The sequence below is a fragment of the Luteimicrobium sp. NPDC057192 genome, assembly GCF_042670205.1.
In the GTDB taxonomy this organism is placed as follows: domain Bacteria; phylum Actinomycetota; class Actinomycetes; order Actinomycetales; family Cellulomonadaceae; genus Luteimicrobium.
On the sequence record NZ_JBHUWD010000010.1, the window covers coordinates 20,246 to 44,748 of the forward strand.

Consider the following 24,503-nt stretch of genomic DNA (forward strand, 5'->3'; position numbering starts at 1 on the left):
GGCCCGTGGCCGACCAGACCGTGTCCGTCGCGCTCCAGGCGAACGTCGCCGGGTTCATCGCGTCCATGCACCAGGCGCAGCAGGCCGTCACCAGCCTCACCAACGCGGTCGCTGACGGCATGGGCGACAGTGCGTCCGCGTCCGACGAGGCTGCCGCCGCCGCCGCCCACGCGGCACAGCAGCACCAGGCCGCCATGGGGAAGATCACCAAGGCCGCCGGCATCGCTGGCGCGGCACTCGTCGGGTTCGCCGCCGTCTCCGTGAAGGCGTTCGCGGACTACGACGCGAAGATGACGCAGATCCAGTCCCTCACCAAGGCCCTCCCGGCCCAGATGAAGGCACTCGAGAAGTCGTCGATGTCGTTCGCGAAGGAGTTCGGCGTCTCCGCGTCTCAGGCTGCAGACGCGGAGACCGAGCTCGTCAAGGCTGGCGTGTCCGTCACGGACATCATCAACGGCGGGCTCAAGGGCGCCCTGACCCTGGCTTCGGCTGGGCAGCTGGACGTCGCGGACGCCACGGAGATCGCGGCGTCCACGATGACGCAGTTCGGCCTGGCTGGGTCCGACGTGTCCCACATCGCCGACCTCCTCGCCGCGGGGGCCGACAAGGCCCTCGGGTCAGTCGGCGACCTCGGCATGGCCCTCAAGCAGTCGGGCCTCGTCGCGTCTCAGACGGGCCTGACCCTCGAGGAGACGACCGGGGCCCTGTCCGCGTTCGCCTCTGCTGGCCTCATCGGGTCCGACGCCGGCACCAGCTTCAAGACGATGCTGCAGGCCCTCACCCCGCAGTCCACCCAGGCGGCCACCGCCATGGAGAAGATCGGGCTCAACGCCTACGACTCCCAGGGCAAGTTCATCGGCCTCGCCGCGGTCGCCGGGCAGCTGCAGGAGGGCCTCGGCAAGCTCACCCAGCAGCAGCAGGCCGCGACCCTGAAGGTCATCTTCGGGACCGACGCCGTCCGTGCCGCCGCCGTCCTCTACAAGAACGGCGCATCCGGCATCCAGCAGTGGACCGACGCCGTCGACGACCAGGGGTTCGCCGCCGAGCAGGCCTCCGGCAAGATGAACAACCTCAACGGGGACCTCACGACGCTGAAGGCGGCCGTGTCGAACGCGTTCGTCGGCATGGGGTCAGAAGCGGACGGGCCGCTGCGGACCGCGACCCAGCGGGTCACAGACCTGATCGACGCGTTCAACGACCTGTCCCCCGCAGTGAAGGGGTCCGTCACCCTCATCGCCGGGTCTGCCGGGTTCGCGCTACTCGCCGTCGCCGGCATCACGAAGGTCATCAAGACCGTCCGTGAGGCCCGGGCCGCGTTCCAGGCCCTCGCGCTCACCGGCCGCCAGACGGCCCTCGCGTTCGGCGCCATCGGCATCGTCATCACCGCCGCGACCGCTGGCCTCCTGTACTGGTCCAACCAGCAGGCGAAGGCCAAGCAGCAGGTCGACGACCTCACGGACTCCCTCGACCAGCAGACCGGCGCCTTCACCGCGAACACCCGGGCCGCGGTCTTCGACGCCCTCAAGAAGTCGGGCGCGATCGACGACGCGAAGAAGCTCAAGGTCAACCTCGACGACGTCACCGACGCCGCCCTCGGCCTTCCCGGGGCCATGCAGAAGGTCCAGGACAGCATCCAGATCGAACCTGGCGCGCAGGCCGGCAACCTCCTCAAGAGCGCAGGCGACCTCACGAAGGCCATCAGCGGCCAGAACAAGGACGTCGAGAAGGCCGTCCAGAACTGGAAGGACGCCGACGAAGCGCAGGGTGGCCTGAACCAGCAGACGAAGGACCTCGACACCCAGACGCAGGCCCTCACCCAGTCCATCCAGGCACAGTCCGCCGTCACGCAGGACGCGGACGCGGCCACCACCGACTGGGCGGACAACGTCGCGAAGTCGGGCCAGTCGTTCATCAACGTCGCGGACAACATCGACGACGCGAAGCTCTCCCTGCAGGGCTGGATCGACCAGATCAAGAAGCAGGGCAAGGACGAGGCCGAGTGGAACAAGAACCTCCTGAAGATCGCGACCGAGGGCGGTTCCCAGGAGCTCCTGACCCAGCTGTCGAAGCTGGGCCCCGAGGGCGCGTCGTACGTCAAGCAGCTCGCGGACGGGTCGAAGAAGAACATCACCGACCTGAACAAGACGTTCAAGGACGCGAACCAGTCGTCTGCGGATCTCACGGCCGGTCTCCGAGACCTGTACGCGACGAAGCCGGCGCCGATCAGCCTCACCGTCGACGACGACAACGCGCTCGCCACGATCAACGCCCTGTCGACGGCCGCGGCCACCGCTGACGCGACGATGACGGTTGACGCGGACGGCAAGCCGGCGACCAAGGAGCTCGACGGCATCACGACGAAGATCGACGAGTCCACGGGGACCATCACTCTCCTGGCCGGCGACGGCAAGGCCGTCACGACGCTGAACAACTACACGGCCAAGGTCGACCGGTCGACAGGCAAGGTCACGATCACGGGGACGGACGCAGAGGGCCGCAAGGTCGTCACGTCGTTCACGTCCTGGACAGACGCGCAGGGCGCGGCCGTGAAGGTCACCGCCGACACGTCGATGGCCGTCGGCGCCCTGAACACGCTGAAGGCTGCGTTCGGGCAGTCGACGTTCCACGTTGGGGTCAGCGCGATCCCCGGGAAGGCTGGCGGCGGAGACGTCACCGGGGGGACCCCCGGGAAGGACTCTGTCCTGTCGCTCCTCATGCCGGGCGAGCATGTCCTGACGACGTCCGACGTCGACAAGATGGGCGGACAGTCCGCCGTGTACCGGATGCGCGCCATGGCCCAGGCCGGGATGCTCCGGTTCGCGTCGGGCGGCGCCGTCCCGTCGAAGTGGCACGGGAAGTCGCTCGAGTACTGGGAGGACCGGTACGCGTCCGGGACGGACTACCTGCGGCTGAAGCAGGCGATCGCGAACGACAGGGCGTCCCTGCGGGAGAAGGAGAAGTACGGCCCGAAGGGCAAGGACGGCAAGCAGCACCAGGAGCGGTACGTCCTGCGCGGGATCGACCGCCGGGTCGCGAACTCTCAGCTGCGTGACGACGAGCAGGCCCTCCGCGACGCGGACACCGCCCGGGCGTTCGTGAAGCGGTACGGGTCGTTCGCCGCCGCGATCAAGAAGCGGGACACCGCCCAGGACAAGAAGGACGCCGCCTCCGAGGCCCAGAGGCAGGCGAAGGCGGACCTCGCGTCCGGGCGCACCGACACCATCCGTGACGCCCGCCGCGGCAACACCCAGGACGCGGTCACCGGGGGTCTCGACTCGGCCCTCGGTGTCGTCGACCAGCTCCGTGACCTCGCCAGCAACAAGTCGCTCACGGCGAAGCAGCGCAAGGCCATGAACGACGCCGCGGGGAACGCCGAGGCGCAGCTCACGTCCCTGTACAAGCAGGCCGACGGGATCGAGGCCAAGCTCGACAAGGCCAAGGACCACCTGGCCGACATGCAGCAGATCTCCGACGCTGCCGCGTCCACGCTCAAGGGGACGTTCAACCTGTCCGACGCCTACTCGGCGGCGGGCACGATGAAGACCGACAAGTACGGGAACACCTGGTACGACGAGTCGACGAAGGGCTACACGGGCGCCGCGATCAAGGCGACGGCCTCAGCTCAGGCTGCGACCGCTCAGCAGTTCGCGACGTCCCTGTCCAAGCTGCAGTCCAAGCTGGGCTCTTCGCCGGCGTCGTCCGCGATCGTCCAGCAGGCGCTGAGCATCTTCGCGTCCGACCCGGAGCAGGGTCTGCAGTTCGTGGACGCCCTGAACGGCATGTCGACGGCTGACCTGAACTCGGTGAAGGCGTCGTACAACACGATCGCCAGCGCCGGGGCGACGGCCGGCCAGGCGGCGTCTGCCGCGGACACCGCGGGCGGCCTGTCGGCGGCGAACAAGGCGGCGGACGACCTCGCGAAGTCGCTCGACGACGTGAACCAGCAGCTCGCCGGGATCGGGACGACGCTCACGAACGCGATGCTCAAGCCCTACGGCCTGAAGCTCGACGCCAAGGGCAACGTCGTGAAGCGTGCCCGGGGTGGCTGGGTCGGGGGATCCGGGGGCGAGGACAGCACCCACCTGCTGGCCGACCCGTCCGAGTTCGTCGTCAACAAGACCGCGGCGCGCGCGAACGCGCCGTGGCTCGAGGCGATCAACGCGGGCCGGACCCTCACGTCCGTCGGCGGCTTCGGTGGGGCCGGGCCCATCACGGTCACGCTCCCGGAGATCCGGGTGCAGAACCCGTTCACCGGGGAGTACCTCCTCGCGAAGGTCGAGACCGTCGCGGGTGGTGTCGTTCGCGCACACGAGGCCCGGCAGGACGCCGCGGCGCCCTACACGGGAGGCGGTGTCCGATGAGCCTCACGGCGACGTTCTACCCCGCGTCCAACCTCGTGCAGCTCGTCCTCGACGGCGCTGGGACCGGGTGGTCCACGGTCACGGCCGTGACGATCACCCGGTCCGTGGCCGGCGGGTCCCCGGTTCCCGTGCGTGGCGTCGAGCCACGCCCGGTCGTCGGCGGCGTGCTCGTGTGGTCCGACAACGAGGCACCCCAGGACGCCACCGTGACCTACGTCGCGACCGGCGTCGGGCCCGACAGCCCGGCCGCCCTGACGGCGACCGTCTCGACGACGGGAGCCGAGTGGGGGCTGTGGCTCAAGCCGCCCGGCCGCGCCGACCTCAACGCACGGCTGCACTTCCGCGACGCCGGGGACATGACCCAGGACGACGTCGGCGGGTCCTGGACCATCCCGGGCGGCGGCAGGGTCTCGGAGTCGTCCGGTCTCGCGCCGCTCACGACGACGATCACCGGCACCGTCCGGTCCGCCGGCGACCTTGCCGCGGTCCGGTCCGCGGTCGCCCAGACGCCCGGCCGGATCTTGCTCCTGCAGACCGGCAAGCCGGAGGAGCTTCCGTCGGGCTACTACCACGTGACCTCGATCTCGCAGTCGAACCCCGCGAACCTGCGCACGGACCTGTACCCGCGCCGGATCGTCACGCTGCAGGTCGAGGCCGTCGACATGCCCGCCGGTGACTCGACTGGGTTCGCGGGGACGACCTACGACGTCGTCGCGGCGTCGTTCGCGACGTACCAGGACCTGGCGAACCGGGTGCCGACGTACCTCGACCTGGCGATGGGGAGCTGGTAGACGTGTGGCCTGTCCCTGACGGGTACGACGAGGTCCTCACGAGCTCGCACGGGCTACAGGTGTTCGTGGACGTGTGGAAGGGCGGGCAGCGGGTCCGGTGGCCGAACGGTCAGGCGGTGTCGCTGCCGATCACGGGCGGCTCGATCACGGTGGACCGGACCCAGGCCACGCGCCGCGCCATCAACCTGACGGTGCCGCCGTTCCTGCGCGACAGCACATACACCAAGGTCCCCGCGCTCCCCCGCGTCCCGTCGGACGTCCTGGGTCACTACGGCACCGAGCTGCGGGTCACGCACGCGCTCGTCACCCCCGACGGCGCTCTCCTGCCGGTCCCGGTCGGGCGGTTCCGGATCGACGAGGCCGGCGGATCGGACCTGGGCCTCACCGAGGTCACCGTCACCGGGGTCTCCCGCGAGGCCTACGTCGTGGACGACATCTTCACGGCACCGCGGTCGTTCTCCGGCCCGTCGGCGATCGCGATCCTCCGGCAGCTCATCCTCGAGACGCTCCCGTCCGCGGAGGTCGCGGTGCTCACGCGCCGGGACCGTCGGGTCACGCCGACGACATGGGACGACCGGTGGACCGCGATCAGCGAGCTCGCCAAGTCGCTGTCCGTGCAGGTGTACGCGGACCCGATGGGCCGGTTCGTCATCACCGACCTGCCCACCCTGAGCACCGCGCCGGTGTGGCGGTTCCAGCCGCTGGCCGGCGGGTCCCTCCTCGACGCGTCCAGGACGTCGTCGCGCTCCGGGGTGTTCAACCGGGTCGCGGTGCAGGGCGCCACGCCCGATGGCGCGACGGCCGCGGTCGTCGGCGTCGCCCAGGACGACACGGTTGGGTCGCCGACCCGGTACGGGGACCCGGATGCCGGGCTCTACGGGAAGGCGCCGACGGTCATCTCGATGCCGTCGCTGACGACCCTGGCGGACTGCAAGCAGGCTGCGGCGACGCAGCTCGCGCTCTCCACGGGCGGCGCCGAGTCCCTGAACCTGTCCGCCCTGCCGCACGCGGGGCTCGAGGCGCTCGACGTCGTCGAGATTGTGACCGACCCGACATGGACCTACGCGACGGCAAGGAAGCACATGATCGACTCGTTCACCCTGCCGCTCACCGCGGCTGGGCAGTTCCCGGTCGCCACCCGGGACATCGGGGCGGTCTCGTGACCTCGCCGGCCGCGGTCCTGCGGCTCGCGAAGCGGGCCCAGCCGCCCCGGCCGCGGCTCGGGTTCGTGACGGCTGTCGACACGGGCGCGCAGCTCGTCACGGTCGCGTTCGAGGACGGCTCGACCACGAGCTCGCTGTCGTGGGCGAGCTCGGCCTACCCGGCCCCGGCCGTCGGGGACCGGGTCTCGGTCGTGCCGCACTCGACGGGCTGGGTCGTCATGTCGAAGGTCACCCCGCGCCCGCAGCTCATCGCCGACCAGCAGGTCGTCGTACCGATGGCCCACAACTGGCAGGGGTTCTACCACGAGTCCAACCCCGCGGCCGGGTGGAACTGGTACGACTACGCGAACATCACGGACAAGCACGAGGCCGCCGCGGCGTGGCAGGGCCGGGTGCCGCCCCAGCAGGGGGGCGCGGGGTACGTGCAGACCACCTGGGACGTGCGGGCGTCGATCCTGACCTGGGGCGCGCTCGCGTCCCTCGTGCCCTCGGGGGCGACGATCTCGCAGGTCCGCCTCACGCTCCGGGCCTCCTGGGTGCAGCAGGACGCCGCCCGGCCTGTCCTGTACGGGCACGCGTACACGCCCGCGTCCCCGCCGCGGGACGTCGTCTACGACACCAACAACAACGTGGTCACCCCGGGCGCACCACCGAGCTTCGTCGCCGGGTTCGGCCCGCTGCGGTTCCCCTCGATGGTCGCCGGCGACGCCCAGACCATCACGATCCCGTCGTCGTGGGTCACGGCACTGCTCGCGGGCACCATCACCGGTCTCGGCCTGTACTCGGCCACGAACGCCGACGGCGTGCTGTTCGCGAACGCGTCCCACCTGGCGAACGTCGTCGAGATCGACGGCGGGTACTCGGGCGACACCGTCTGGGACAGCGACGACAACCTGCAGATCACGATCACCTACTCGGGGGGCACCACATGACCGACCAGCCCGACGGCGCCGCGGCCGAGGCCGGCGAAGTCGTCCAGACCCCGACGGAGCCCACCCCCGTGGACAACACCACCCCGCCCGGCGACGTCCTGCGCGCGCTCGGGTTCGACCCGGCCGCCGTGCAGGCCGTGATCCTCACCCCCACGTCCGTCGTCGCGGTCGCGGCCGACTACCCGGACCCGCCCGAGGTGACCGACCCCACCCCGCCCGACGACAGCGGGACCCCGCCCGAGACCGAGGAGCCCACCGATGCCCCAGCCTGAGCCGATCCAGGGGTTCCCGAAGCCGCTGTTCACAGACTCTCCGAACGTCCCGACGAACCTCAGCGACATGTACGACTTCCTCCTGAGCCGCGCGATCCCGCGGTTCCCGCTCGGGACCTCCCAGCGCGACGCCGCGCTCCCCTCGCCCGTCGACGGCATGGAGTGCGTCACGGGCACCGGCACCGCGACCACCTTCTGGAAGCGGAAGAACGGCGCGTGGGTCGCGTCGACAGAGACGGTCACCGTGGCGGCCTCCGACTTCTTCGCCCCGGCCTCTGGCCTCACGATCGCTTCGGGGTCGGTAGAGGTCATCGGCGGGAAGTCGCTGTCGTGGCAGCTGCAGCTCACCAACTCCGGCGGACCGTCCCTGACCTCCGGGTCTCAGAGCGTCGTGCTCGGATCGGTCAAGGCGCCGTACATGCCGCGCACCTACTACGCCCCGTTCACAGGGTGGCCCGGCTCGGGGTTCGTCTCCGGGCTCGTGCAGGCCGGAACCGGCGAGACGCGGGCACGCTGGTCGGACGCTGCCCACTCGACGCCGACGTTCGTCATCGGCGGCGGGTGGCCGATCTGATGAGCCCAGAGACGGAGCCCGGCCCGTGGGAACTCATGCGGATGCTCCGCTCGATGGACGGCAAGCTCGACCGCCTCGTCACCCGCGAGTCGTTCGACGCAGAGACCCGCCGCGTCGACGACAAGTTCGCGGCGCAGGGCCAGGACATCGTCGACGAGCGCGTCGCCCGCGAGAAGGCGATCGCCGAGCTCACAGCCAGGCATGACCGGACCGCCGCGAACCTGCGATGGGTCGCTGCAGCCATCCTGCTACCGATCGCCCTGTTCATCGCGGGGCTCGTCTACGGCCGAGGGGCGTGACCATGCACCGGTTCACCCACTTCGTTCAGTGGTGCGTCATCGGCCTCCTCATGGCCGTGATCGGGGTCGGCCTCGCGATCCTCATCGGGGAGCAGCACGAGGCAACCGCCGCCCGCCAGGAGCAGGCTCAGCAGATCGCCGCCCTGCAGGACGCCGTCGGGCAGGCGAACGACAAGCTCGCCGCGAAGGGCGAGCAGCCCGTACCCGTGCCGACGGTGACGACGAACCCGAACACCGGGGCGACGACGGTCGTCCCGGGGCCTCCCGGAGCGATCGGCGCGACCGGAGCCACGGGTGCGCCGGGCCGGAACGCGACCGACGCCCAGGTGTCGGCCGCGGTCGTCCTGTACTGCTCGACGCACGCCGAGTGCCGCGGGGCCGACGGTGCACCTGGCGTGCCGGGACCCGCGGGCGCCGAGGGTCTCGCGGGCGCGACCGGGAGCGCGGGCGCCGACGGCGCCCCGGGCGCAGCCGGCGCCGACGGGAAGAACGCCACCGACACGCAGGTCGCCGCCGCCGTGGCCGCGTACTGCGACGCGCACGACCAGTGCCGCGGCCCCGCCGGCAAGGACGGGACGAACGGCAAGGACGGAGCGGACGGCGTCGACGGCGCGACCGGGCCGAAGGGCGACACCGGAGCAGCCGGCCCGGCCGGGCCCACCTGCCCCGACGGGTACGCCCCGACGTCGCTCTACGTCCAAACCCGCACCGACCCGATGCTGCCCACGACGCAGCACTGGGAGCAGTCGACCCTCTGCCTGCCCGCCGCAGGCTGACCCACCCCCACCCCACCACCCCGCCGTCGCCCGACGTCGGGGCCCTCGTCATACCCAGGAGGCACCCCGTGGTCGCCACGCAGAACGGCTACAAGTACATCGGCGGCACGTCGCAGCTCGCGACGATCAAGGCCGGCGCCCAGCACACTCAGGTCCGCAAGGGCGACACGGCGACCGTCCTCGGCTTCCTGGTCCGGGAGCTCAACGCCGCGTGCGAGCCCTGCAACACCCTGTTCGGGTGGCGCACCGCCGCCACGAACGCGAACGTCGGCGGCTCCCCCGACTCCAACCACATCTCCGGGACCGCGGTCGACTACAACGGCGGCCGGCACCCCAACGAGGCCGCGCACGGCGGCAAGCGGCTCGGCTCCGGCTGGTCGGCCTACGACACCAAGGCCATCCGCACACTCCTCGCCGCCCTCAACGGGGTCGTGCACTGGGGTGCGGACTACGCGCCCGGGTACCGGGACTACATGCACTTCGACGTCCGGGCCACGACGTCCGCGCTCGCCAAGGCCGCGAAGAAGATCCGCGGCGGCACCGTCCGCACCACCGCCGCCGTCAACGTCCGCAAGGGCGCGTCCACGTCCTCGAAGTCCGACCGGGTGATCCCCAAGGGCTACCGCTTCACCTACAACGGCGTCGTCTACCGGGGCGGGCGGCTGTGGCTGCACACCACCGCCGGGCACTACGTCGCCGCCGAGTACACCACCTTCTGAGAGGACCCTCCGTGAACCTGTCCGACATCGTGACCGCGCGCCTGCGCACCCTCGTCCCCGTCTGGTGGGGCCTCGCCGTGGCCTGGGTCCTCGCCCAGTGGCCCGCCGTCAAGGACCTGCTCGACTCGTGGGGCGTGGACCTCAACTCCACGGCGGTGCAGCTCGGCGTCGTCGGCGTCGTCATCGCCGCCTGGGACTACGTGTGGAAGCGCCTCGAGGACCACCTGCCCGCGTGGCTCACCCGGCTCGTGATCGGCTCGAACCAGACCCCCACCTACGCGCCCGTGGACGGCGCCGGCGTCGCGACGATCACCACCCTGCCGGCCGACCACCTGGACGTCGCGCCCGACGTCGCCCTCGACGCCGAGGCACCCGCACCCGCCGACGACACGACGGACGAGCCCACCGACGGCGCGGCGGGCTGACCGATGACCGAGCCGCGCGACGGCTACCTCCCCCAGGTCGTGCAGCAGCACACCCACCGCTGCGCGGCCTGCGGGAAGCCGTGGCCCACCGCGCTCGCCGCGCTCTACTGCGAGCGCACCGACGACGCCGACGACGGCTGACCACGTACACGACGACGCCCCCGCTCACCTCTCACGAGGTGGGCGGGGGCGCTTCGTGGTCGTTCAGACGGTGGCGGGTTCGAGCCGCACTGCAGTGATCTCCGCCGAGACGGAGAAGGTGAAGCGCTCCTCCGAACCGGCAAAGAAGTCGACGAGCATCCCGATCGTCGAACTGCCACCCGTCGGGAGATGTTCGCGTGATGGCTCGCTGGCAGGTCGGAGCTCGATGAACTCGAGATCAGCGGTCCGCGCGGGGAAGTGCACGCACACCAGCACCGGAATGTGGCCCGTCTTCTGCACGCGGGACATCACACTGGAGACCGCTTCGTCTTCGTGCGCGACGACCACCGGCGTCTCAGACACGTAGCCGTTGAGCTTCATGTGGTCGCGCCCCTCGCGCGAGCCGATGTAGCGAGAGAACGCCCTGAGCGCCACTGCGCGCTCAGCAGGGATCCTGCTCATCGCTTCCACCTCTCCACCTGGGTCTCCCAGCAATCGTCGCACATGTCGAGGGCCCGGTTGAACCACCTGTCAACCGTCGCCCAGCCATCTTCCGTCGGAATCGTCTCGATCACCTGTCGAATCTCCCTCTCCCCACTGGCGCTGAAGACGTGCTCGTGAACGGTGCCATGAGAGGTGTCGATCCGGTAGATGGTCTGCCAGTCCGCCAGCGCATGCCCGCGGCACTGAATCTCGATCGAGAAGTGGACCACGTACTGTCGGTAGATCTGCTGCGCGTAGACGAACTGCACGAGGCCCTCGTCGTCGAGCGGCACCGGAGTGACGACCGGCTCACACGCGTGCTTCGGCGGGGGCTCGTAACTGGCCGCCTCCGGAACGACGCTCAGATCGGCAGCCCGCAAGCGTGCCCGCCGCGCGTTGTTCTTCCGGTTGACCGTCACTACTACACCCCCCGTCGGGCTGAATCGTGGCAGACGTCACGTCGCGTGTCACGGGTGATCTCACGGGCTGGATGCTCGCTCGAGCCGGCACGCCCGGCACCGTCGCCGCCCGTCCGCGAACCGGTACGTGTTCTCGGGCGTGTACTCGTGGCCGTTCGGGCAGTGCGTCTTGGCTCGCTGCCAGTCCGAGCCGTCGCGCTTCTCGGTCGAGCCGTGCCGGGACACCCGCCGGTAGTGGGTGTTGCACATGCCCTTGAACCGGGCCGTCTGGTCGCACCCCTCGACCCTGCACGGGGTGCCGGTCATCGGGACGTGCTCGTCGTAGCTGCGGATGGTGCGGCGGATCTCGTCGGCCTGCTCGTCGGTGAACAGCCACTCGCCTTCGTGCCGCCGCCACCGTCGGCGCTGCGCGATCTTCGTGATGCGGCGCCGGTCGGCGCCGAGCTCGTTCGCGAGCTGCCGTGAGGTCCACACGCTGAGCATGCTGCCACACCTAGAATCGAACACATGTTCGACTGTGGGCAACCGTGAGCGGCCCCGCCTTCCATGAGCCCGCGCGCCACTCGTGGGACTCGGGCCGCGGGCAGTGGCAGGACGTGCTCAACGCTCTCCCGATCCCGCCCTACCGGCAGCAGCGGCACATGCCGCGCGTCGCCGTCCTCGCGCGAGTCGAGTGGGAGCGCGACGGCGTCGAGGTCATCGACGGCCACGCGGAGCACTGGGCCGGGCGCGCCGTGCTCGTGCACTGGCGCGACCTGCGCCTGCGCAACCTCGGAGTCTGGCTCGACGTCGCCGACGTCGAGCGGGTGAAGTGAGGTCATGTGTGCACCCCTGTGTGCACTTGGCCCCCGAGTTGGCCCCCAGCGGGCTCCGATCGCGCCAACGACGAAGGCCCGGAACCGTTGCGGTTCCGGGCCTTCCAGTGTGTGCGCCCGAAGGGATTCGAACCCCCAACCTTCTGATCCGTAGTCAGATGCTCTATCCGTTGAGCTACGGGCGCGTGGCTCTGTTCTCTCGAACGGGCCGACGGAAACACTACCGTGCCGTCCCCCGCTTCCCCAAACCGTAATCGCCCGAGGAGCCCTCGAACAGCCTCCACGAGACGGACGTCACACCCGCCGGCGGACGCGCAGGGGGGCCGCACCGTCCTCCCGCGGGCGCAGCGCGCGGTCGTCGGGGTCCGACCACGGTCGCACGTGTCCGCCCGGAGGTCCCGCCCGCCGCCCGACGCGCCGGGCCGCCCCGGCGCGCGACGCTGGCTGCATGACCCAGCCGACCGCTCCCCTCACGCCCCCGCCGCTCGCCGACCCGCACGCCGCCGCACCCGTCGCGGCGCCGAGCCTGCCGGCCGTCCCGCCGTCGCCGGGGCTGCCTATCGGCCAGCGCGCCACGCAGCCGACGCCGCTCGTCGCGTCCGGCCTCGCCAAGACGTACGGCACGGCGGGCGCGACGACGCACGCCCTCGCGGGCGTGGACCTCACCATCACGCCGGGCGAGTCGGTCGCGATCATGGGCCCGTCCGGATCGGGCAAGACGACGCTCCTGCACTGCCTCGCGGGGATCGTCACGCCCACGTCGGGCTCGGTGCTGTGGCGCGGCGAGGACCTCGCGTCGCTGTCGGAGGCGCGCCGGACGGCGCTGCGCCGCCAGGACTTCGGCTTCGTCTTCCAGTCGGGTCAGCTGCTGCCGGAGCTCCCGGCCGTCGAGAACGCCGCGATCCCGCTCATGCTGGGGGGCGTCCCGCGCGCCGAGGCGACGCGGGTCGCGGCGGGCTGGCTCGCGCACCTCGGGCTGGCGGGGATGGAGCAGCGCCGGCCGGGCGAGCTGTCGGGCGGACAGGCGCAGCGCGTCGCGATCGCGCGGGCCCTCGTGGGCTCGCCGGGGATCGTGTTCGCGGACGAGCCGACGGGTGCCCTCGACCAGACGACCGGTGCCGAGGTCCTCGCGGTCCTCACGTCGGCGGCGCGCGCGTCGGGGGCGGCGCTCGTCGTCGTGACGCACGATCCGGGCGTCGCGCGGCACTGCGGCCGGACGCTCGCGATGCGCGACGGCCGGGTCGTGCAGGAGTTCGTCGCCCCCGCGACGACGGCGGCCGCGGAGGGCGACCGGTGAACGGGCTCAAGGCGACCGTCGGGCTGTGGTGGCTGCTGCGTCGTCGGGGGCGGGGTGCGGACGGCGCAGGCGAGCCCCAGCGCCTCACCACCGCACTGGCGGTGGTCGCGTTCGCGACGACGACGGCGATCCTGCTCGTGGTGATCGGCGGGTTCATGGCGTTCGTCGCGCGGGCGGGCGGGTCGGACGCGATCGCCGCGGGCCTCGACGCCGACGTCACCCCGTACACGACGCAGTACCCGCTCTACGCGGGGATCGCGTCGTTGCTGCTGCTGGTCCCGCTCGCGACGCTCGGTGGGGCGGCGGCCCGGCTGGCCGCCTCTCGGCGTGACGCCCGGCTGGCCTCCCTCCGGCTGGCAGGCGCGACGACCGGTCAGGTCACCCTCCTGACGGCGCTCGACGCCGCCGCACAAGCGCTGGTGGGCGCCGTGATCGGCTTCGGGGGCTACCTCGCGCTCGTCCCGCTCGTCGCGCAGCTCCGCTTCCAGGGCCGGACGTTCGACCTCGGCGAGCTGTGGGTGGGTCCGTGGGTGGTCCTCGGTGCGGTGGCCGGCGTCGTGCTCGTGGCGCTGACGTCCGCGCTGGTGAGCCTGCGCCGGGTCGCGATCTCGCCGCTCGGCGTCGCCGCGCGCGTGACGCCGCCGGCGCTGCGCTGGACGCGGGTGCTGCCGTTCCTGCTCGCCGGCGTCGCGATGGTCGTCGCGATGAACACGCCATGGGCGTCCGCGGCGGTCGTCGTCGCGGTCCTGACGACGGTCCTCGTCGGCGGTTTCGCGACGCTCAACGTCGTGGGCCCGTTCGCGATGTCGCTGGCGGGCCGCGTGACGGCCGGGCGCGCGCGCCGTGTCCCGGGGCTCCTCGCGGGACGGCGCATCGTCGACTCCCCGAAGACGGCGTGGCGCTCCGTGGGCGGCGTCGCCCTCGCGACGTTCGTGGCTGGCCTGACCAGCATCTTCGCCCTCATCGACCCGTCCGACCAACCGCCCGCGGACCGTCTCCTGATGGCGGACCTCAAGACGGGAGGCTTCCTCACGCTCGCGATCGCGGGGATCCTGGCCGCGGTCTCGACGGGCGTCCTGCAGGCGGGCCGCGTGATCGACCAGCGCTCGGAGTACCGGGCTCTTCGCCTGGCCGGCACGGACGAGAAGACCCTCGACCGGGCCCGCCTGGACGAGACGCTGGTCCCGCTCCTGGTCGCCGTCGGCGTCGCCACCGTGGGCGCCCTCATGCTCATGCTCCCGGTGCTCGGCCTCACAGCACTGGCCAACGTCGCCGTCGTCGGCCAGTTCCTCGTGTGCGTCGTGGCAGCCTCGCTCCTGGTCCTGGCGGCAGCCTGGACGACCCGCGCGGTGGCCCACACCCTCGCGTGAACGGGACGAGGCGACCCGACGAGCGATCGAAGGCACCGCCCACAGAGACACAGGGACATCGGCGGCCCGCTCCTCGATGTACATGTGTCTATCCCGAGGTGGGACTCGGCACCCTGCGAGACCTAAGGCCGAAGCAGCACCTTGATCGCCCGCCGCTCGTCCATCGCGGCGTACGCCTCACCGACGTCGTCCAGCCCCAGCTCCAGGTCGAACACGCGCCCGGGCTCGATGGCGCGGGACAGCACGTCGGGCAGGAGCTCGGGGATGTAGGCGCGGGCGGGGGCCATCCCGCCGCCGACGGTGAGGTTGCGGGAGAACAGGTAGCCGATGGGCAGCTCGGACCCGCCGGCGGGGACGCCGACGTACCCGACGCGCCCGCCACCGTGGACGGACCCGAGCGCCTGGCGCATGGATTCCTTGGTGCCGACGCACTCGAGGGCGCTGTCGGCGAGGTCGCCGCCGAGGAGGTCACGGATGGCGGCGACGCCGTCGTCTCCGCGTTCGGCGACGACGTCGGTGGCACCGAACTCGCGCGCGAGCTCGGCGCGGTCGGCGTGGCGGCTCATGGCGATGACGCGTTCGGCGCCGAGCCGGGACGCGGCGAGGACGCCGGAGAGCCCGACGGCGCCGTCGCCGACCACGACGACGGTCGAGCCGGGGCCGACGCCGGCGCTGACGGCGGCGTGGTGCCCGGTGGACATGACGTCGGAGAGCGTGAGGAGGTCGGGGACGAGCGCGTCGTCGACGGGGCCGGGGACGCGCACGAGCGAACCCTCGGCGAGGGGGATGCGGACGTACTCGCCCTGGGCGCCGTCGACGGGGTGCCCGTCGCGGTCGGTGCTCCCGAACATCGTGACGTGGTCGCACGCGGACGTGAACCCGGCGCGGCACGACTGGCAGGTGCCGTCGGAGAGCGAGAAGGGCGCGATGACGAAGTCCCCGGCCGCGGCGACGGTGACGTCCGCGCCGACCTCCTCGACGACGCCGACGAGCTCGTGCCCGATCGGGTGCGGGGCCTTGGTCTCCCGCACGCCACGGTAGGGCCACAGGTCGGACCCGCAGACGCAGGCGGCGACGACGCGGATCACCGCGTCGGCGGGAGTGAGGATCGTCGGCTCGGGACGCTCTTCGATGCGGACGTCGCGGGGTCCGTGGATGACGGCAGCGCGCATGAGGTTGTCCTCCTGGGAGAGCGGTTCGGGGTGCGCCTCCCACGGTAGCGGAGCAGGCTTTTGAGCGATCGCTTGAAAACCCTGCTCCGGGAGGGCCCGTGACACCGACCGACCCGAGGACCGCCGCGACCCGGCGCTCCCTGCTCGACGCCGCGACCGACGCGCTGCGCGAGGTCGGCTACGCGGGCGCGAGCGCCCGTGAGATCGCACGCCGCGCCGGCTGCAACCAGGCGCTCGTCTTCTACCACTTCGAGTCCGTGAACGGGCTCCTCCTCGCCGCGCTCGACGACGTCAGCGAGCGCCGGCTCGCGGCCTACCGCGACACGCTGGCGGGGGCACGCACGCTGCGCGAGCTCGTCGACACGGCGGAGCGCGTCCTCGCCGAGGACCTCGACGCCGGCCACGTCGCCGTCCTCACCGAGCTGCTCGTTGCCGCGGCGTCGGTGCCCGGGCTCGGCGTGGAGGTCGAGTCGCGGTTGGCGCCCTGGCGCAGGCTCGCCCAGGACGCCGTCGTTCGCGCCTTCGAGCTCGTCCCGCTCGCGGCGGTCGTGCCGGCCGACGAGGCCGCGCACGTCGTCGTGGCCACGCTGCTCGGGCTGGAGCTGCTCGCCGGCGTCGGTGCCGGCCGGACGACGACCGACCGGCTCTTCACCCGCGCCCGGACGGTCGCGGCGCTCCTCGAGCCGGTCCCGGGTACCGGGGACGCAGCCGATCGGGCACCCCGGCCCCGGACCACCGAGGCCGACGCCGGAAGGGCCGCCCCGTGACGGCCGCCGCCGCCACACGGGGCGACGCCTGGCTCGCGGGCGCGCTGTGGCTCGTCGCCGGTGCGGGCTTCGGGTTCGTGATCTCCGTCCTCGGGCTCGCGACCGTCCCTGCGGCCATGGTCGTGGCCGCGCTGCTGCCGACGGTCGGCCCGCGCTGGGCCCTGGCGGGCCTCGTGGCGGTTGCCGCTGCCGCGGCGGGCGTCGTCGGCGTCGGCGAGCGCCTCAGCAGCGACGATGCGGGTTCGCACGCCGTCGCGACCGCTGCGTCCGGCGTCGCTGCGCTGCTCGCGGCGCTCGTCGCAGTCCTCGTGGTGGTGGCGGCACGCGGCGGCGCGCGGCGCCCGCGCGCCGAGCTCGCGTTCCTCGCGCTGAGCGGCGCCGGGGTCGTGCCGCTCGTCGTCGCGTGGCTCAACCGCGACGGGCCCGGCGACGTCTGCACCGCGTGGTCGGACGGCCAGTGCGCGGCGGGCACGGAGGAGTGGAGCCCCTGGCCTTGGCTCGCGGCGGGCGTCCTGCTGGTCGCGGCAGGCACCGTCCTGACCGTGGTCACGACGAGGCGACGGCCCGCCCGGCAACCGTTCGGCCCGACCGCCTGACCTCCCCTTCCTCGCGCGCCCGACGGTTGCCGGGAGCACAGTGGAACGGTGAGCGCGACGACGCAGCCCCCTGGACCTGCCGGATCCCCCGCCGCGGCGGAGGGGCCGCCGGACCACGCGAGCGCGAACGTCTGGGTCGTCTTCGGTGCGCTCATGCTCGCGATGTTCCTGGCGGCGCTCGACCAGACGATCGTGTCGACGGCGCTGCCGACGATCGTCTCGGACCTGGGCGGCCTCGAGCACCTGTCCTGGGTCGTGACGGCGTACCTGCTGGCGTCGACGGCGTCGACGCCGCTGTGGGGCAAGCTCGGCGACATGTACGGCCGGAAGGGCATCTTCCAGGCGTGCATCGTGATCTTCCTGGCGGGCTCCGCGCTCTGCGGCCTCGCCCAGAACATGCCCGAGCTCATCATGTTCCGCGCCCTCCAGGGCATCGGCGGCGGCGGGATGATGGTCCTCACCCAGGCGATCGTCGGCGACGTCGTCCCGCCCCGGGACCGTGGCCGCTACCAGGGGTTCTTCGGCGCGGTGTTCGGGGTGACGTCGGTGGGCGGACCGCTGCTGGGCGGCCTGTTCGTCGACCACCTGAGCTGGCGGTGGGTGTTCTACATCAACCTGCCGATCGGCATCGTGGCGCTGCTGGTGATCAGCTCGGTGCTGCACCTGCCGCGCAGTCACCTCCGCCACAAGATCGACTACCTCGGCACCCTGGTCCTGGCCGGGATCGCGACATCCCTCGTCCTCATGACGTCGCTGGGCGGCGTGAGCTACGCGTGGGGGTCGTGGCAGACGTACGCGCTCGCCGGGATCGCGGTCGTCCTGCTGATCGCGTTCGTGCCGATCGAACGCCGGGCCGCGGAGCCCGTCATGCCGCTCAAGCTCTTCCGGCTCCCCGTGTTCAACGTGACGTCGGGCATCGGGTTCATCGTCGGGTTCGCGATGTTCGGCGCACTGACCTTCATCCCGACCTTCCTCCAGGTGGTGCACGGGGTGTCGGCGACGACGTCCGGCGTGCGGATGCTGCCGATGGTCCTGGGGATGCTCCTGACGTCCATCGGGACGGGCCAGATCATCAGCCGGACGGGCCGCTACAAGATCTACCCGATCCTCGGCACCGCGATCACGGCCATCGCCCTGTGGCTCATGTCGAGGCTGGGTGTCGACAGCTCGATCCTCGAGATGAGCGCCGCGTTCCTCGTGCTCGGCCTCGGGCTGGGACTCGTCATGCAGGTGCTCGTCCTCATCGTGCAGAACGCGGTCCCCTACGAGGACCTCGGCGTCGCGACGGCGGGCGCCACGTTCTTCCGGTCGATCGGCGGGTCCTTCGGCGTCGCCGTGTTCGGCAGCATCTTCTCCAACCAGCTCGCGTCGAACGTGCGGGACGCCCTGTCTGGGACGACGCTGCCCCCGGGGTTCGACCCGTCCGTGATCCAGGGCGACCCGAAGGTCATCTCGCAGCTCCCCGCGGACGTCGGGCGCTCGATCATCGGCGCCTACTCCGACTCGATCTCGACGGTCTTCCTCTACGCGGCCCCGATCGCGGTCATCGCGTTCGTGCTCGCGTGGTTCGTCAAGGAGCAGCCGCTGCGCAAGACCGTCGCCGTCGCCGACATCGGGGAGGGTCTGGGCGGCTCGCCGACGGAGCGCTCGTCGCTCGAGGAGATCCAGCGGTCGCTGTCGGTGCTGAGCAGCCGGGACGCGCGTCACGACCTCTACCGGCGGCTCACCGCCAAGGCGGGCGTCCCAGTGAGCCCGTTGGGCGCCTGGTGCCTGCTCAAGCTGGACCACCTCGGGCCGCTCGAATGGTCCACCATCTCGGCCCGGACCGGCCGCGCCCTGCCGGCGATCAGCGAGACCTACGACCAGCTGCTCGAGCTCGGCTACGTGCACGACGACCCGCCCGGGACGGTGGCGCTCACCGACGCCGGCCAGGCCGCCGCGGACGCCCTGGACGCCGCGCGCCGCGACTCGCTCGCCGAGCTCCTCGACGGGTGGGAGCCCGAGCAGCACGCGGAGCTGGCCGCGATGCTCGGCACGTTGGCGCGTGCGCTCGGCGGGAGCGACCCGGAGGAACCGCGCGAGGAGACGGAGAAGGCCCCAGCGAGCGATGCTCGGCCGGAGCCTTCATGACGTTCTTTGCGAACCCGTGAGCGGAGACGGAGGGATTTGAACCCTCGAACGGGTTGCCCCGTTACCACCTTAGCAGGGTGGCGCACTAGACCTGACTATGCGACGTCTCCTCGCCGATCGCGGTTCCGGGCGACCCCGAGACGAAGCTCGAGAGCCGCACGGCTACGGACCAGGCGACGCTAGGTTACCCGTGCGGCACGCCCCGGAGCAAAACTCACCCCCGGCTCACCCGCTGACGCGGGCCGCGGCGCGTATCAGGTGACCCCGTCGTAGCGTCGTTCCCCGCGATGCCGGACGCAGCAAGCGCCCGACCCGTCAGCGGGGACCCGGCAGGCATCCCCGCGGAGGCACACCATGTCCGCGCTCATCGACTACAAGCTGGACCGCGCGGCGGTCCACAACCCCGACGGCTCGCGGGCCGTCACCTTCACCGGCGTCACGGTCGTCGCCGGGCCCGGGCACACCGCCCTGGGCAACTTCCCCAAGGCGCTCGACCTCGGCACGGCCGGGAAGGCGCACGTCGACCTCGCCGGCCTCCACCCCGACGCCGCCCGGTTCACCGTCCAGGTCGCGCTGCGGGTCGACGCGCTCCCCACGAGCGTGCAGACCGTCCTCGCGTCGACCCTCCTGCCCTTCTCGCTCACGGTCGAGCGGTCGGTCGGCACACCGGCGGGCGTGGCGATCGTCGGGCACGTGACCCCGGCAGCCGGAGCGAAGCACGGCGCGAGCACCACCTTCGCGACGGCGATCGCGCCCGGCACCTGGCACGTCGTCGCCCTCGTCTACGACACCGACACGATCGGCGTCTTCGTCGACGGCGCGCTGCAGGCCGTGCACGCGTTCCCGCGCGGGACCGTCACGGTGGCGTCGGCGGGGTCGTTGTTCCTCGGCACGGACGCGCAGGGCGGGTCCCACTTCGACGGTGCGCTCGCGGCCGTCCGCTGGTCCGACGACGTCCCCTCGGCCCTCGAGGCGCTGCTCGACGCGCACCGCACCGCGCCCGAGTGGTACCTGAGCTACAAGGAGGAGTCGCTCGTCCTAGCGGGGCTCGACCTCGGCGACCCGCGCTCGCCGGTCACCTGGTCCCCCGGCATCGGCGCGTCCACGCAGGCCTACCAGAACGGCCTCCTCATGTACGCGGAGGACGCGGGCGTCGCGTTCGAGATGCACGGCGCGATCTGGCAGCTCTACACCTCGCTCGCCGACCCGACGCCCCTCGGCGCGCTCGTCAGCGACGAGACGGACAGCCGCGCGTCGGGCGGGCGCAAGTCGCTGTTCACGGGCGGCGGCATCTACTGGTCGGCGGGGACGGGCGCGTTCCCCGTCGTCGGGCACCTCTACCTGTCCTACGAGCGGCTGAACGAGGCCGCCGGGCTGGGGTTCCCGACCGCCTTCGCGGGCGCGGTCCCCGGCGGCCTCGAGCAGGTCTTCCAGAACGCGCGGCTCTACCTCAAGTCGGGGGCGACCGTCGCGCACGAGCTGCACGGCGGGATCCTCGCCCACTTCCTGGCGACGGGCGCCACAGGCGCCTGGGGCTTCCCGCTCACCGACGAGAGCGACGTCGTGCGCGACGGCGCCGCGATCGGGCGGTACAACGAGCTCGAGAACTGCACGATCTACTGGTCGGGGGCGAGCGGCGCGTTCGAGGTGCACGGCGACATCCGGGCCAAGTACCGCTCGCTCGGCGGTCCGGGCGGGCAGCTCGGCTTCCCGACGTCGGACGAGGGCGACATCCCCGGCGCACCTGCGCCCGCACGGTTCAACACGTTCCAGAACGGCAGCCTGCTGTGGTTCGGGTCGTTCGACGGGATGATCGTCGCGACGTCGTTCTCGCTGTTCCTCAGCACCGTGAACACCGTCGAGTCCGAGGGCCTGTTCATGGGCGAGAACGACGTCTACCTGCGGGCCACGGTGACCGACGGCGGGGCGACCGTCGTCAACCAGCGCTGGCCCGCGTCGGGCGACGCCGGCGGGCACAACGTCGTCCAGCCCAACCTCCGGCTGCCCGCCCAGGGCGGCATCGTCACCAACCGCGCCGACCAGGTCCTCACCGTCACGGTCGACGTCTGGGACTCCGACGACGGCGCGCCGTTCGGCGGCGGCGACGATCACCTCGGCACGTGGACCACGCAGCTCACGATGGCGAACGGCTGGGGCCTGCGCGACTCCGGCGGGGTGCTCCACTCGGGGCGCTTCTCGAACATCAACGACATCGTCCTGTCCGTGCAGCCGACCCCGCCGCCCGGGGGCTTCTCAGCGAACGACCACTGGTGGGCCGTCACCAACACGGGCACGCAGGACATCGCGTACACCGACTACGCGACCGCGTTCAGCGACGTCGACTCCTCGCCCGAGTGGTGGGACCTCGACGACGACCTCGACCGCCTGTTCTACGCGCTCGTCGTCGACGGGCTCGCGCGCGGCGGCAACTGCTTCGGCATGAGCCTCGAGTCGATCTACGTCGACAAGGGCCAGAGTGCGTTCAGCCTCCCGCTGTCGCGCTTCCGTGACTGGAACCAGCTCCGCCAGACGTTCAACGTCAAGCACCAGTACCAGGTGGGGTCGGCGCCGATCTGGTGGTTCGTCGACCAGTTCCTGTCGGGCCACACCCACGACCCGAAGACCGTGTTCCTGGAGACGCAGGCCGCTGCCGCCCGCGGCGACGACCCCGTCCTCTGCATCGCCCAGAACACCGATTTCAGCGGGGCGCCGCACTGCATCCGACCCATCGGCTGGGACACCTCGACGAGCCCGTGGACGATCACCGTCCACGACCCGAACTTCCCCAGCACGAGCCGCACGCTCCAGGTCGACCCGAACGCCAACACGTTCCACTACGCGGGCGCGGGCGCCACGTACGACGGGACGTCGTCGAGCGGGGGACGGATGCACTACATGCCGTTCCACCTGCTCAGCTCGCGCGAGCACACACCCGTGTGGGACGCGATCCTGCTGATCCTCGCGGGCACCGTCCTGATCCTCGGCTCCGACACCGAGACCGTCTCCATCACCGACCTCCAGGGCAACGACCTCGACGGGTTCGGGGCGCGGGGGCGGCAGCTCGAGGCGTCCGGGGCGTCGCTCGAGGGGATGTTCGTGGGCGTCAACGGCTACAACGCGGGACGCACCACGGGCGCCGGCAGGACCGCGCAGCTCCGGCCCGGCGACGGACCCATCATCAGGGACCCCGGCGACGACGGACCCGTCCGCGTCCCGCCCGTCCGCGTCCCGCCGATCCACCCCGGACCGATCGTCACCGGACCTGCCGTGACCCCGCTGGGGCGGCCCGTCGCCGGGGAGGTCATGCTGCGCCGTCGGACGACGGTCCGGGACGTGACCCTCGGGCTCCGGCCGCCGGTCCGCGGCGTCCTCGGCTCGGTCACGCTCAAGCAGGTCGCGGCCGGCGGTGTGACCCGGTCCCGGGTCGCGGGCGCCCTCGCCCAGGACCCGGCGGTCAGCGGGTCGCTCGGCGACGCCACGGTCCACGAGGTCGCGGGCGACCCGAAGCTGGTGGCCCGGCTCACCCCCGCCGCGCAGGCGGCCATCGGCGCGCTCCAGGTCGCGGCCACCGCGTCCGACTACGTGCACCAGGTCAAGGCGGTCCGCGGCGGCAACCTCGACTACGCCGTCCGCGACGGCCTGTCGAAGCTGCACCTCACGGCGCCCGTCGCGTCGGGCGAGACGGCGTCGCTGGCGCTCAGCGGGCTGGGCACGGCCCGCACCGTCCTGGGCGTGACCGCCCAGCACGACAAGGCGGCGAGCGTCCGCATCGACCAGAAGCTCGGCGTCACGGGCGACTCGCTGAGGCTCACGCTCGACGGCGTCCCCCTGACCGGCGGCCAGCTCGCGCAGATCAACGCGAAGCCGGGCATCGGCGGCGTCGAGGTCGTGTCCGGCGGGGCGCACGTCGACGTGGCGGTCTCCGTGGACGCCGTCGTCGACGGTCGGACCACGAGCCACCGGTTCAGCGTGCCCCTGCAGGACGGCGTCCGGATCGACCCGGCGTCCGTGCTCTCCGCGGGTGGTCTGGGCGTCAGCGCGATCGGCCAGATGTTCGGGCCGTCGCTGTCGAAGTCGGTCCTGCCGTCGCAGTGAGCCCTCCACGACCCCGGTCGGGCTCCGGGGCCAGAGGTCGCACGACCTCTCAGCGTCGCCCGGTGGTGCGGTCCAGCACCGCCGGGCGACGCGCGTCGTCCACGTGCACGACGACGTCGGCCTCGTCCGACGGCTGCACCTCGCGCTCGTAGCGGTCGTAGGCAGGCAGGGTCCACCGCTCGTCGTCGGGGGTGCGCCGGCGCAGCGTCGCAGCCCTCGCCGCCAGGTGGACCGCGAGGTCGGCGGGCAGCCCCTGCCCCAGGAGGAGGGCACCGTCGAGCAGGAGGACGGACCCGGGCGGCGCCTGCCGGGCCGGCTCCCGGGTGGGCCGGTCGGTCGCGGGGTCGCGCAGGCTCGGCGTGAACCGTCCGGACCCGCCGGGAGCGAACGGTCGCAGCACCTCGCGCTCGAGCGCGGCGGCGTCGAGCCACGACTCGTACAAGGCGTCGGGGTCCTCGTGGCCGCGCTCGAGCCGCAGCGACGCGGCGCGCAGGAACGTCGTCGCGCTGACCCGGAACGCCTCGTGGCCCGCCGCCCGCAACGGCTCGACGAGGGCGTCCGCCCAGCCGGACGGATCCGTCGAGGGGTGCCCGTCGACCAGCACCCGCACCCGCCGTCCGGTCCCCGCGCCGCCCGGCCCGGTCAGCCCCACGACCCGCGCGACGACCAGCTCGACGACCCCGTCCCGACTCGTCGGCTGCACTCCCACTCCCCCAGCATGCCGGGTCGGGCACGTCGTGGCGCAGCCGGCTCCCGCCACTCCCCCGCCCCCGCCCCCGCGTCCCCCTCGCGCTGAGTGCGTACTTTTTGTGCGACACGCCGGGTGTGTCGCACAAAAGGTACGCACTCAGCGCGAGGAGGGAGGGTGCGGGTAGGTGCGACCGCGGCGTCCGAGGCCGTAGCGTC

Annotated in this window: 23 protein-coding genes and 2 tRNA genes; 18 read left to right on the top strand and 7 right to left on the bottom strand. The window is 72.1% G+C overall.

Annotated elements, in window-relative coordinates; genetic code table 11:
- Window positions 1-5: 5 nt before the first annotated feature.
- The 11 genes from ACFT5B_RS06980 (at window position 6) to ACFT5B_RS07030 (ending at window position 10,453) form a co-directional block, all read left to right on the top strand.
- Window positions 6-4,361, top strand: a complete 4,356-nt coding sequence (locus ACFT5B_RS06980; RefSeq protein WP_386797267.1) for a phage tail tape measure protein — start codon at window positions 6-8, stop codon at window positions 4,359-4,361.
- Window positions 4,358-5,152, top strand: coding sequence for a hypothetical protein (locus tag ACFT5B_RS06985; RefSeq protein WP_386797268.1), 795 nt, complete (start codon window positions 4,358-4,360; stop codon window positions 5,150-5,152). The genes ACFT5B_RS06980 and ACFT5B_RS06985 overlap by 4 nt, the downstream gene beginning before the upstream one ends.
- Window positions 5,153-5,154: 2 nt before the next feature.
- Complete coding sequence (locus ACFT5B_RS06990; protein ID WP_386797269.1) at window positions 5,155-6,315, top strand: DUF5047 domain-containing protein; 1,161 nt, start codon at window positions 5,155-5,157, stop codon at window positions 6,313-6,315.
- Entirely contained in the window at window positions 6,312-7,247 is a 936-nt protein-coding gene (locus ACFT5B_RS06995) for a hypothetical protein (protein WP_386797270.1), read from the top strand. Before ACFT5B_RS06990 ends, ACFT5B_RS06995 begins: the two co-directional genes overlap by 4 nt.
- On the top strand, window positions 7,244-7,519 hold the full coding sequence (locus tag ACFT5B_RS07000; RefSeq protein ID WP_386797271.1) for a hypothetical protein: 276 nt from the start codon (window positions 7,244-7,246) through the stop codon (window positions 7,517-7,519). Before ACFT5B_RS06995 ends, ACFT5B_RS07000 begins: the two co-directional genes overlap by 4 nt.
- Window positions 7,506-8,093, top strand: coding sequence for a hypothetical protein (locus ACFT5B_RS07005; RefSeq protein ID WP_386797272.1), 588 nt, complete (start codon window positions 7,506-7,508; stop codon window positions 8,091-8,093). Before ACFT5B_RS07000 ends, ACFT5B_RS07005 begins: the two co-directional genes overlap by 14 nt.
- Window positions 8,093-8,392: a hypothetical protein gene (locus tag ACFT5B_RS07010; protein WP_386797273.1), complete on the top strand. Its 300-nt coding sequence runs from the start codon at window positions 8,093-8,095 to the stop codon at window positions 8,390-8,392. The genes ACFT5B_RS07005 and ACFT5B_RS07010 overlap by 1 nt, the downstream gene beginning before the upstream one ends.
- A 2-nt stretch (window positions 8,393-8,394) precedes the next feature.
- Entirely contained in the window at window positions 8,395-9,168 is a 774-nt protein-coding gene (locus tag ACFT5B_RS07015; RefSeq protein WP_386797274.1) for a hypothetical protein, read from the top strand.
- 68 nt (window positions 9,169-9,236) lie between these two features.
- Window positions 9,237-9,887, top strand: a complete 651-nt coding sequence (locus ACFT5B_RS07020; protein ID WP_386797275.1) for a M15 family metallopeptidase — start codon at window positions 9,237-9,239, stop codon at window positions 9,885-9,887.
- A gap of 11 nt (window positions 9,888-9,898) precedes the next feature.
- Window positions 9,899-10,312, top strand: a complete 414-nt coding sequence (locus ACFT5B_RS07025; protein ID WP_386797276.1) for a hypothetical protein — start codon at window positions 9,899-9,901, stop codon at window positions 10,310-10,312.
- A gap of 3 nt (window positions 10,313-10,315) precedes the next feature.
- Window positions 10,316-10,453 (top strand): hypothetical protein, encoded by a 138-nt coding sequence (locus ACFT5B_RS07030; protein ID WP_386797277.1) that lies wholly within the window; start codon window positions 10,316-10,318, stop codon window positions 10,451-10,453.
- Window positions 10,454-10,516: 63 nt separating this feature from the next.
- On the opposite strand, the gene ACFT5B_RS07035 is transcribed toward ACFT5B_RS07030, so the two are convergent.
- Genes ACFT5B_RS07035 through ACFT5B_RS07045 form a run of 3 tightly spaced genes read right to left on the bottom strand, consistent with a single transcriptional unit; the run spans window position 10,517 to window position 11,829 of the window.
- On the bottom strand, window positions 10,517-10,915 hold the full coding sequence (locus tag ACFT5B_RS07035; RefSeq protein WP_386797278.1) for a hypothetical protein: 399 nt from the start codon (window positions 10,913-10,915) through the stop codon (window positions 10,517-10,519).
- Window positions 10,912-11,355 (bottom strand): hypothetical protein, encoded by a 444-nt coding sequence (locus ACFT5B_RS07040; RefSeq protein WP_386797279.1) that lies wholly within the window; start codon window positions 11,353-11,355, stop codon window positions 10,912-10,914. Before ACFT5B_RS07040 ends, ACFT5B_RS07035 begins: the two co-directional genes overlap by 4 nt.
- Before the next feature lie 60 nt (window positions 11,356-11,415).
- The gene (locus tag ACFT5B_RS07045) at window positions 11,416-11,829 is read right to left on the bottom strand and encodes a hypothetical protein (RefSeq protein WP_386797280.1); all 414 of its coding nucleotides are present in this window, start codon (window positions 11,827-11,829) and stop codon (window positions 11,416-11,418) included.
- Between the two features lie 53 nt (window positions 11,830-11,882).
- Here ACFT5B_RS07045 and ACFT5B_RS07050 point away from each other — a divergent pair, with 53 nt between their 5' ends.
- A complete protein-coding gene (locus tag ACFT5B_RS07050) occupies window positions 11,883-12,170 on the top strand; it encodes a hypothetical protein (protein ID WP_386797281.1) in 288 nt (95 codons plus the stop codon).
- Window positions 12,171-12,282: 112 nt separating this feature from the next.
- Here ACFT5B_RS07050 and ACFT5B_RS07055 read toward each other — a convergent pair.
- A tRNA-Arg gene (locus tag ACFT5B_RS07055) sits at window positions 12,283-12,355 on the bottom strand.
- Window positions 12,356-12,618: 263 nt separating this feature from the next.
- On the opposite strand from ACFT5B_RS07055, the gene ACFT5B_RS07060 reads away from it, so the two are divergent.
- Complete coding sequence (locus ACFT5B_RS07060; RefSeq protein WP_386797282.1) at window positions 12,619-13,467, top strand: ABC transporter ATP-binding protein; 849 nt, start codon at window positions 12,619-12,621, stop codon at window positions 13,465-13,467.
- Window positions 13,464-14,837, top strand: a complete 1,374-nt coding sequence (locus ACFT5B_RS07065; protein WP_386797283.1) for an FtsX-like permease family protein — start codon at window positions 13,464-13,466, stop codon at window positions 14,835-14,837. The genes ACFT5B_RS07060 and ACFT5B_RS07065 overlap by 4 nt, the downstream gene beginning before the upstream one ends.
- 122 nt (window positions 14,838-14,959) lie before the next feature.
- Here the strand turns inward: ACFT5B_RS07065 and ACFT5B_RS07070 are convergent, their stop codons facing one another.
- Entirely contained in the window at window positions 14,960-16,009 is a 1,050-nt protein-coding gene (locus ACFT5B_RS07070; RefSeq protein WP_386797284.1) for a zinc-dependent alcohol dehydrogenase family protein, read from the bottom strand.
- Between the two features lie 98 nt (window positions 16,010-16,107).
- Between ACFT5B_RS07070 and ACFT5B_RS07075 the strand changes: the two genes are divergently transcribed.
- Genes ACFT5B_RS07075 through ACFT5B_RS07085 form a run of 3 tightly spaced genes read left to right on the top strand, consistent with a single transcriptional unit; the run spans window position 16,108 to window position 19,502 of the window.
- Window positions 16,108-16,776, top strand: a complete 669-nt coding sequence (locus ACFT5B_RS07075) for a TetR/AcrR family transcriptional regulator (protein WP_386797285.1) — start codon at window positions 16,108-16,110, stop codon at window positions 16,774-16,776.
- A complete protein-coding gene (locus ACFT5B_RS07080; RefSeq protein ID WP_386797286.1) occupies window positions 16,773-17,372 on the top strand; it encodes a hypothetical protein in 600 nt (199 codons plus the stop codon). Before ACFT5B_RS07075 ends, ACFT5B_RS07080 begins: the two co-directional genes overlap by 4 nt.
- Window positions 17,373-17,420: 48 nt before the next feature.
- Window positions 17,421-19,502, top strand: coding sequence for a DHA2 family efflux MFS transporter permease subunit (locus tag ACFT5B_RS07085; RefSeq protein WP_386797287.1), 2,082 nt, complete (start codon window positions 17,421-17,423; stop codon window positions 19,500-19,502).
- A 21-nt stretch (window positions 19,503-19,523) separates the two neighbouring features.
- Here the strand turns inward: ACFT5B_RS07085 and ACFT5B_RS07090 are convergent.
- Window positions 19,524-19,612, bottom strand: a tRNA-Ser gene (locus ACFT5B_RS07090).
- Window positions 19,613-19,856: 244 nt separating this feature from the next.
- Between ACFT5B_RS07090 and ACFT5B_RS07095 the strand changes: the two genes are divergently transcribed.
- Entirely contained in the window at window positions 19,857-23,597 is a 3,741-nt protein-coding gene (locus ACFT5B_RS07095) for a LamG-like jellyroll fold domain-containing protein (RefSeq protein WP_386797288.1), read from the top strand.
- 49 nt (window positions 23,598-23,646) lie between these two features.
- Here the strand turns inward: ACFT5B_RS07095 and ACFT5B_RS07100 are convergent, their stop codons facing one another.
- Window positions 23,647-24,306: a uridine kinase gene (locus ACFT5B_RS07100; RefSeq protein ID WP_386797289.1), complete on the bottom strand. Its 660-nt coding sequence runs from the start codon at window positions 24,304-24,306 to the stop codon at window positions 23,647-23,649.
- Between the last annotated feature and the right edge of the window lie 197 nt (window positions 24,307-24,503).

Excerpts from the sequence above, each read along its gene's own strand:
- ACFT5B_RS06985 (WP_386797268.1), top strand. The coding sequence starts at position 4,358 with ATGAGCCTCACGGCGACGTTCTACCCCGCGTCCAACCTCGTGCAGCTC.
- ACFT5B_RS07000 (WP_386797271.1), top strand. The coding sequence starts at position 7,244 with ATGACCGACCAGCCCGACGGCGCCGCGGCCGAGGCCGGCGAAGTCGTC.
- ACFT5B_RS07005 (WP_386797272.1), top strand. The coding sequence starts at position 7,506 with ATGCCCCAGCCTGAGCCGATCCAGGGGTTCCCGAAGCCGCTGTTCACA.
- ACFT5B_RS07010 (WP_386797273.1), top strand. The coding sequence starts at position 8,093 with ATGAGCCCAGAGACGGAGCCCGGCCCGTGGGAACTCATGCGGATGCTC.
- ACFT5B_RS07015 (WP_386797274.1), top strand. The coding sequence starts at position 8,395 with ATGCACCGGTTCACCCACTTCGTTCAGTGGTGCGTCATCGGCCTCCTC.
- ACFT5B_RS07030 (WP_386797277.1), top strand. The coding sequence starts at position 10,316 with ATGACCGAGCCGCGCGACGGCTACCTCCCCCAGGTCGTGCAGCAGCAC.
- ACFT5B_RS07035 (WP_386797278.1), bottom strand. The coding sequence starts at position 10,915 with ATGAGCAGGATCCCTGCTGAGCGCGCAGTGGCGCTCAGGGCGTTCTCT.
- ACFT5B_RS07060 (WP_386797282.1), top strand. The coding sequence starts at position 12,619 with ATGACCCAGCCGACCGCTCCCCTCACGCCCCCGCCGCTCGCCGACCCG.
- ACFT5B_RS07070 (WP_386797284.1), bottom strand. The coding sequence starts at position 16,009 with ATGCGCGCTGCCGTCATCCACGGACCCCGCGACGTCCGCATCGAAGAG.
- ACFT5B_RS07095 (WP_386797288.1), top strand. The coding sequence starts at position 19,857 with ATGTCCGCGCTCATCGACTACAAGCTGGACCGCGCGGCGGTCCACAAC.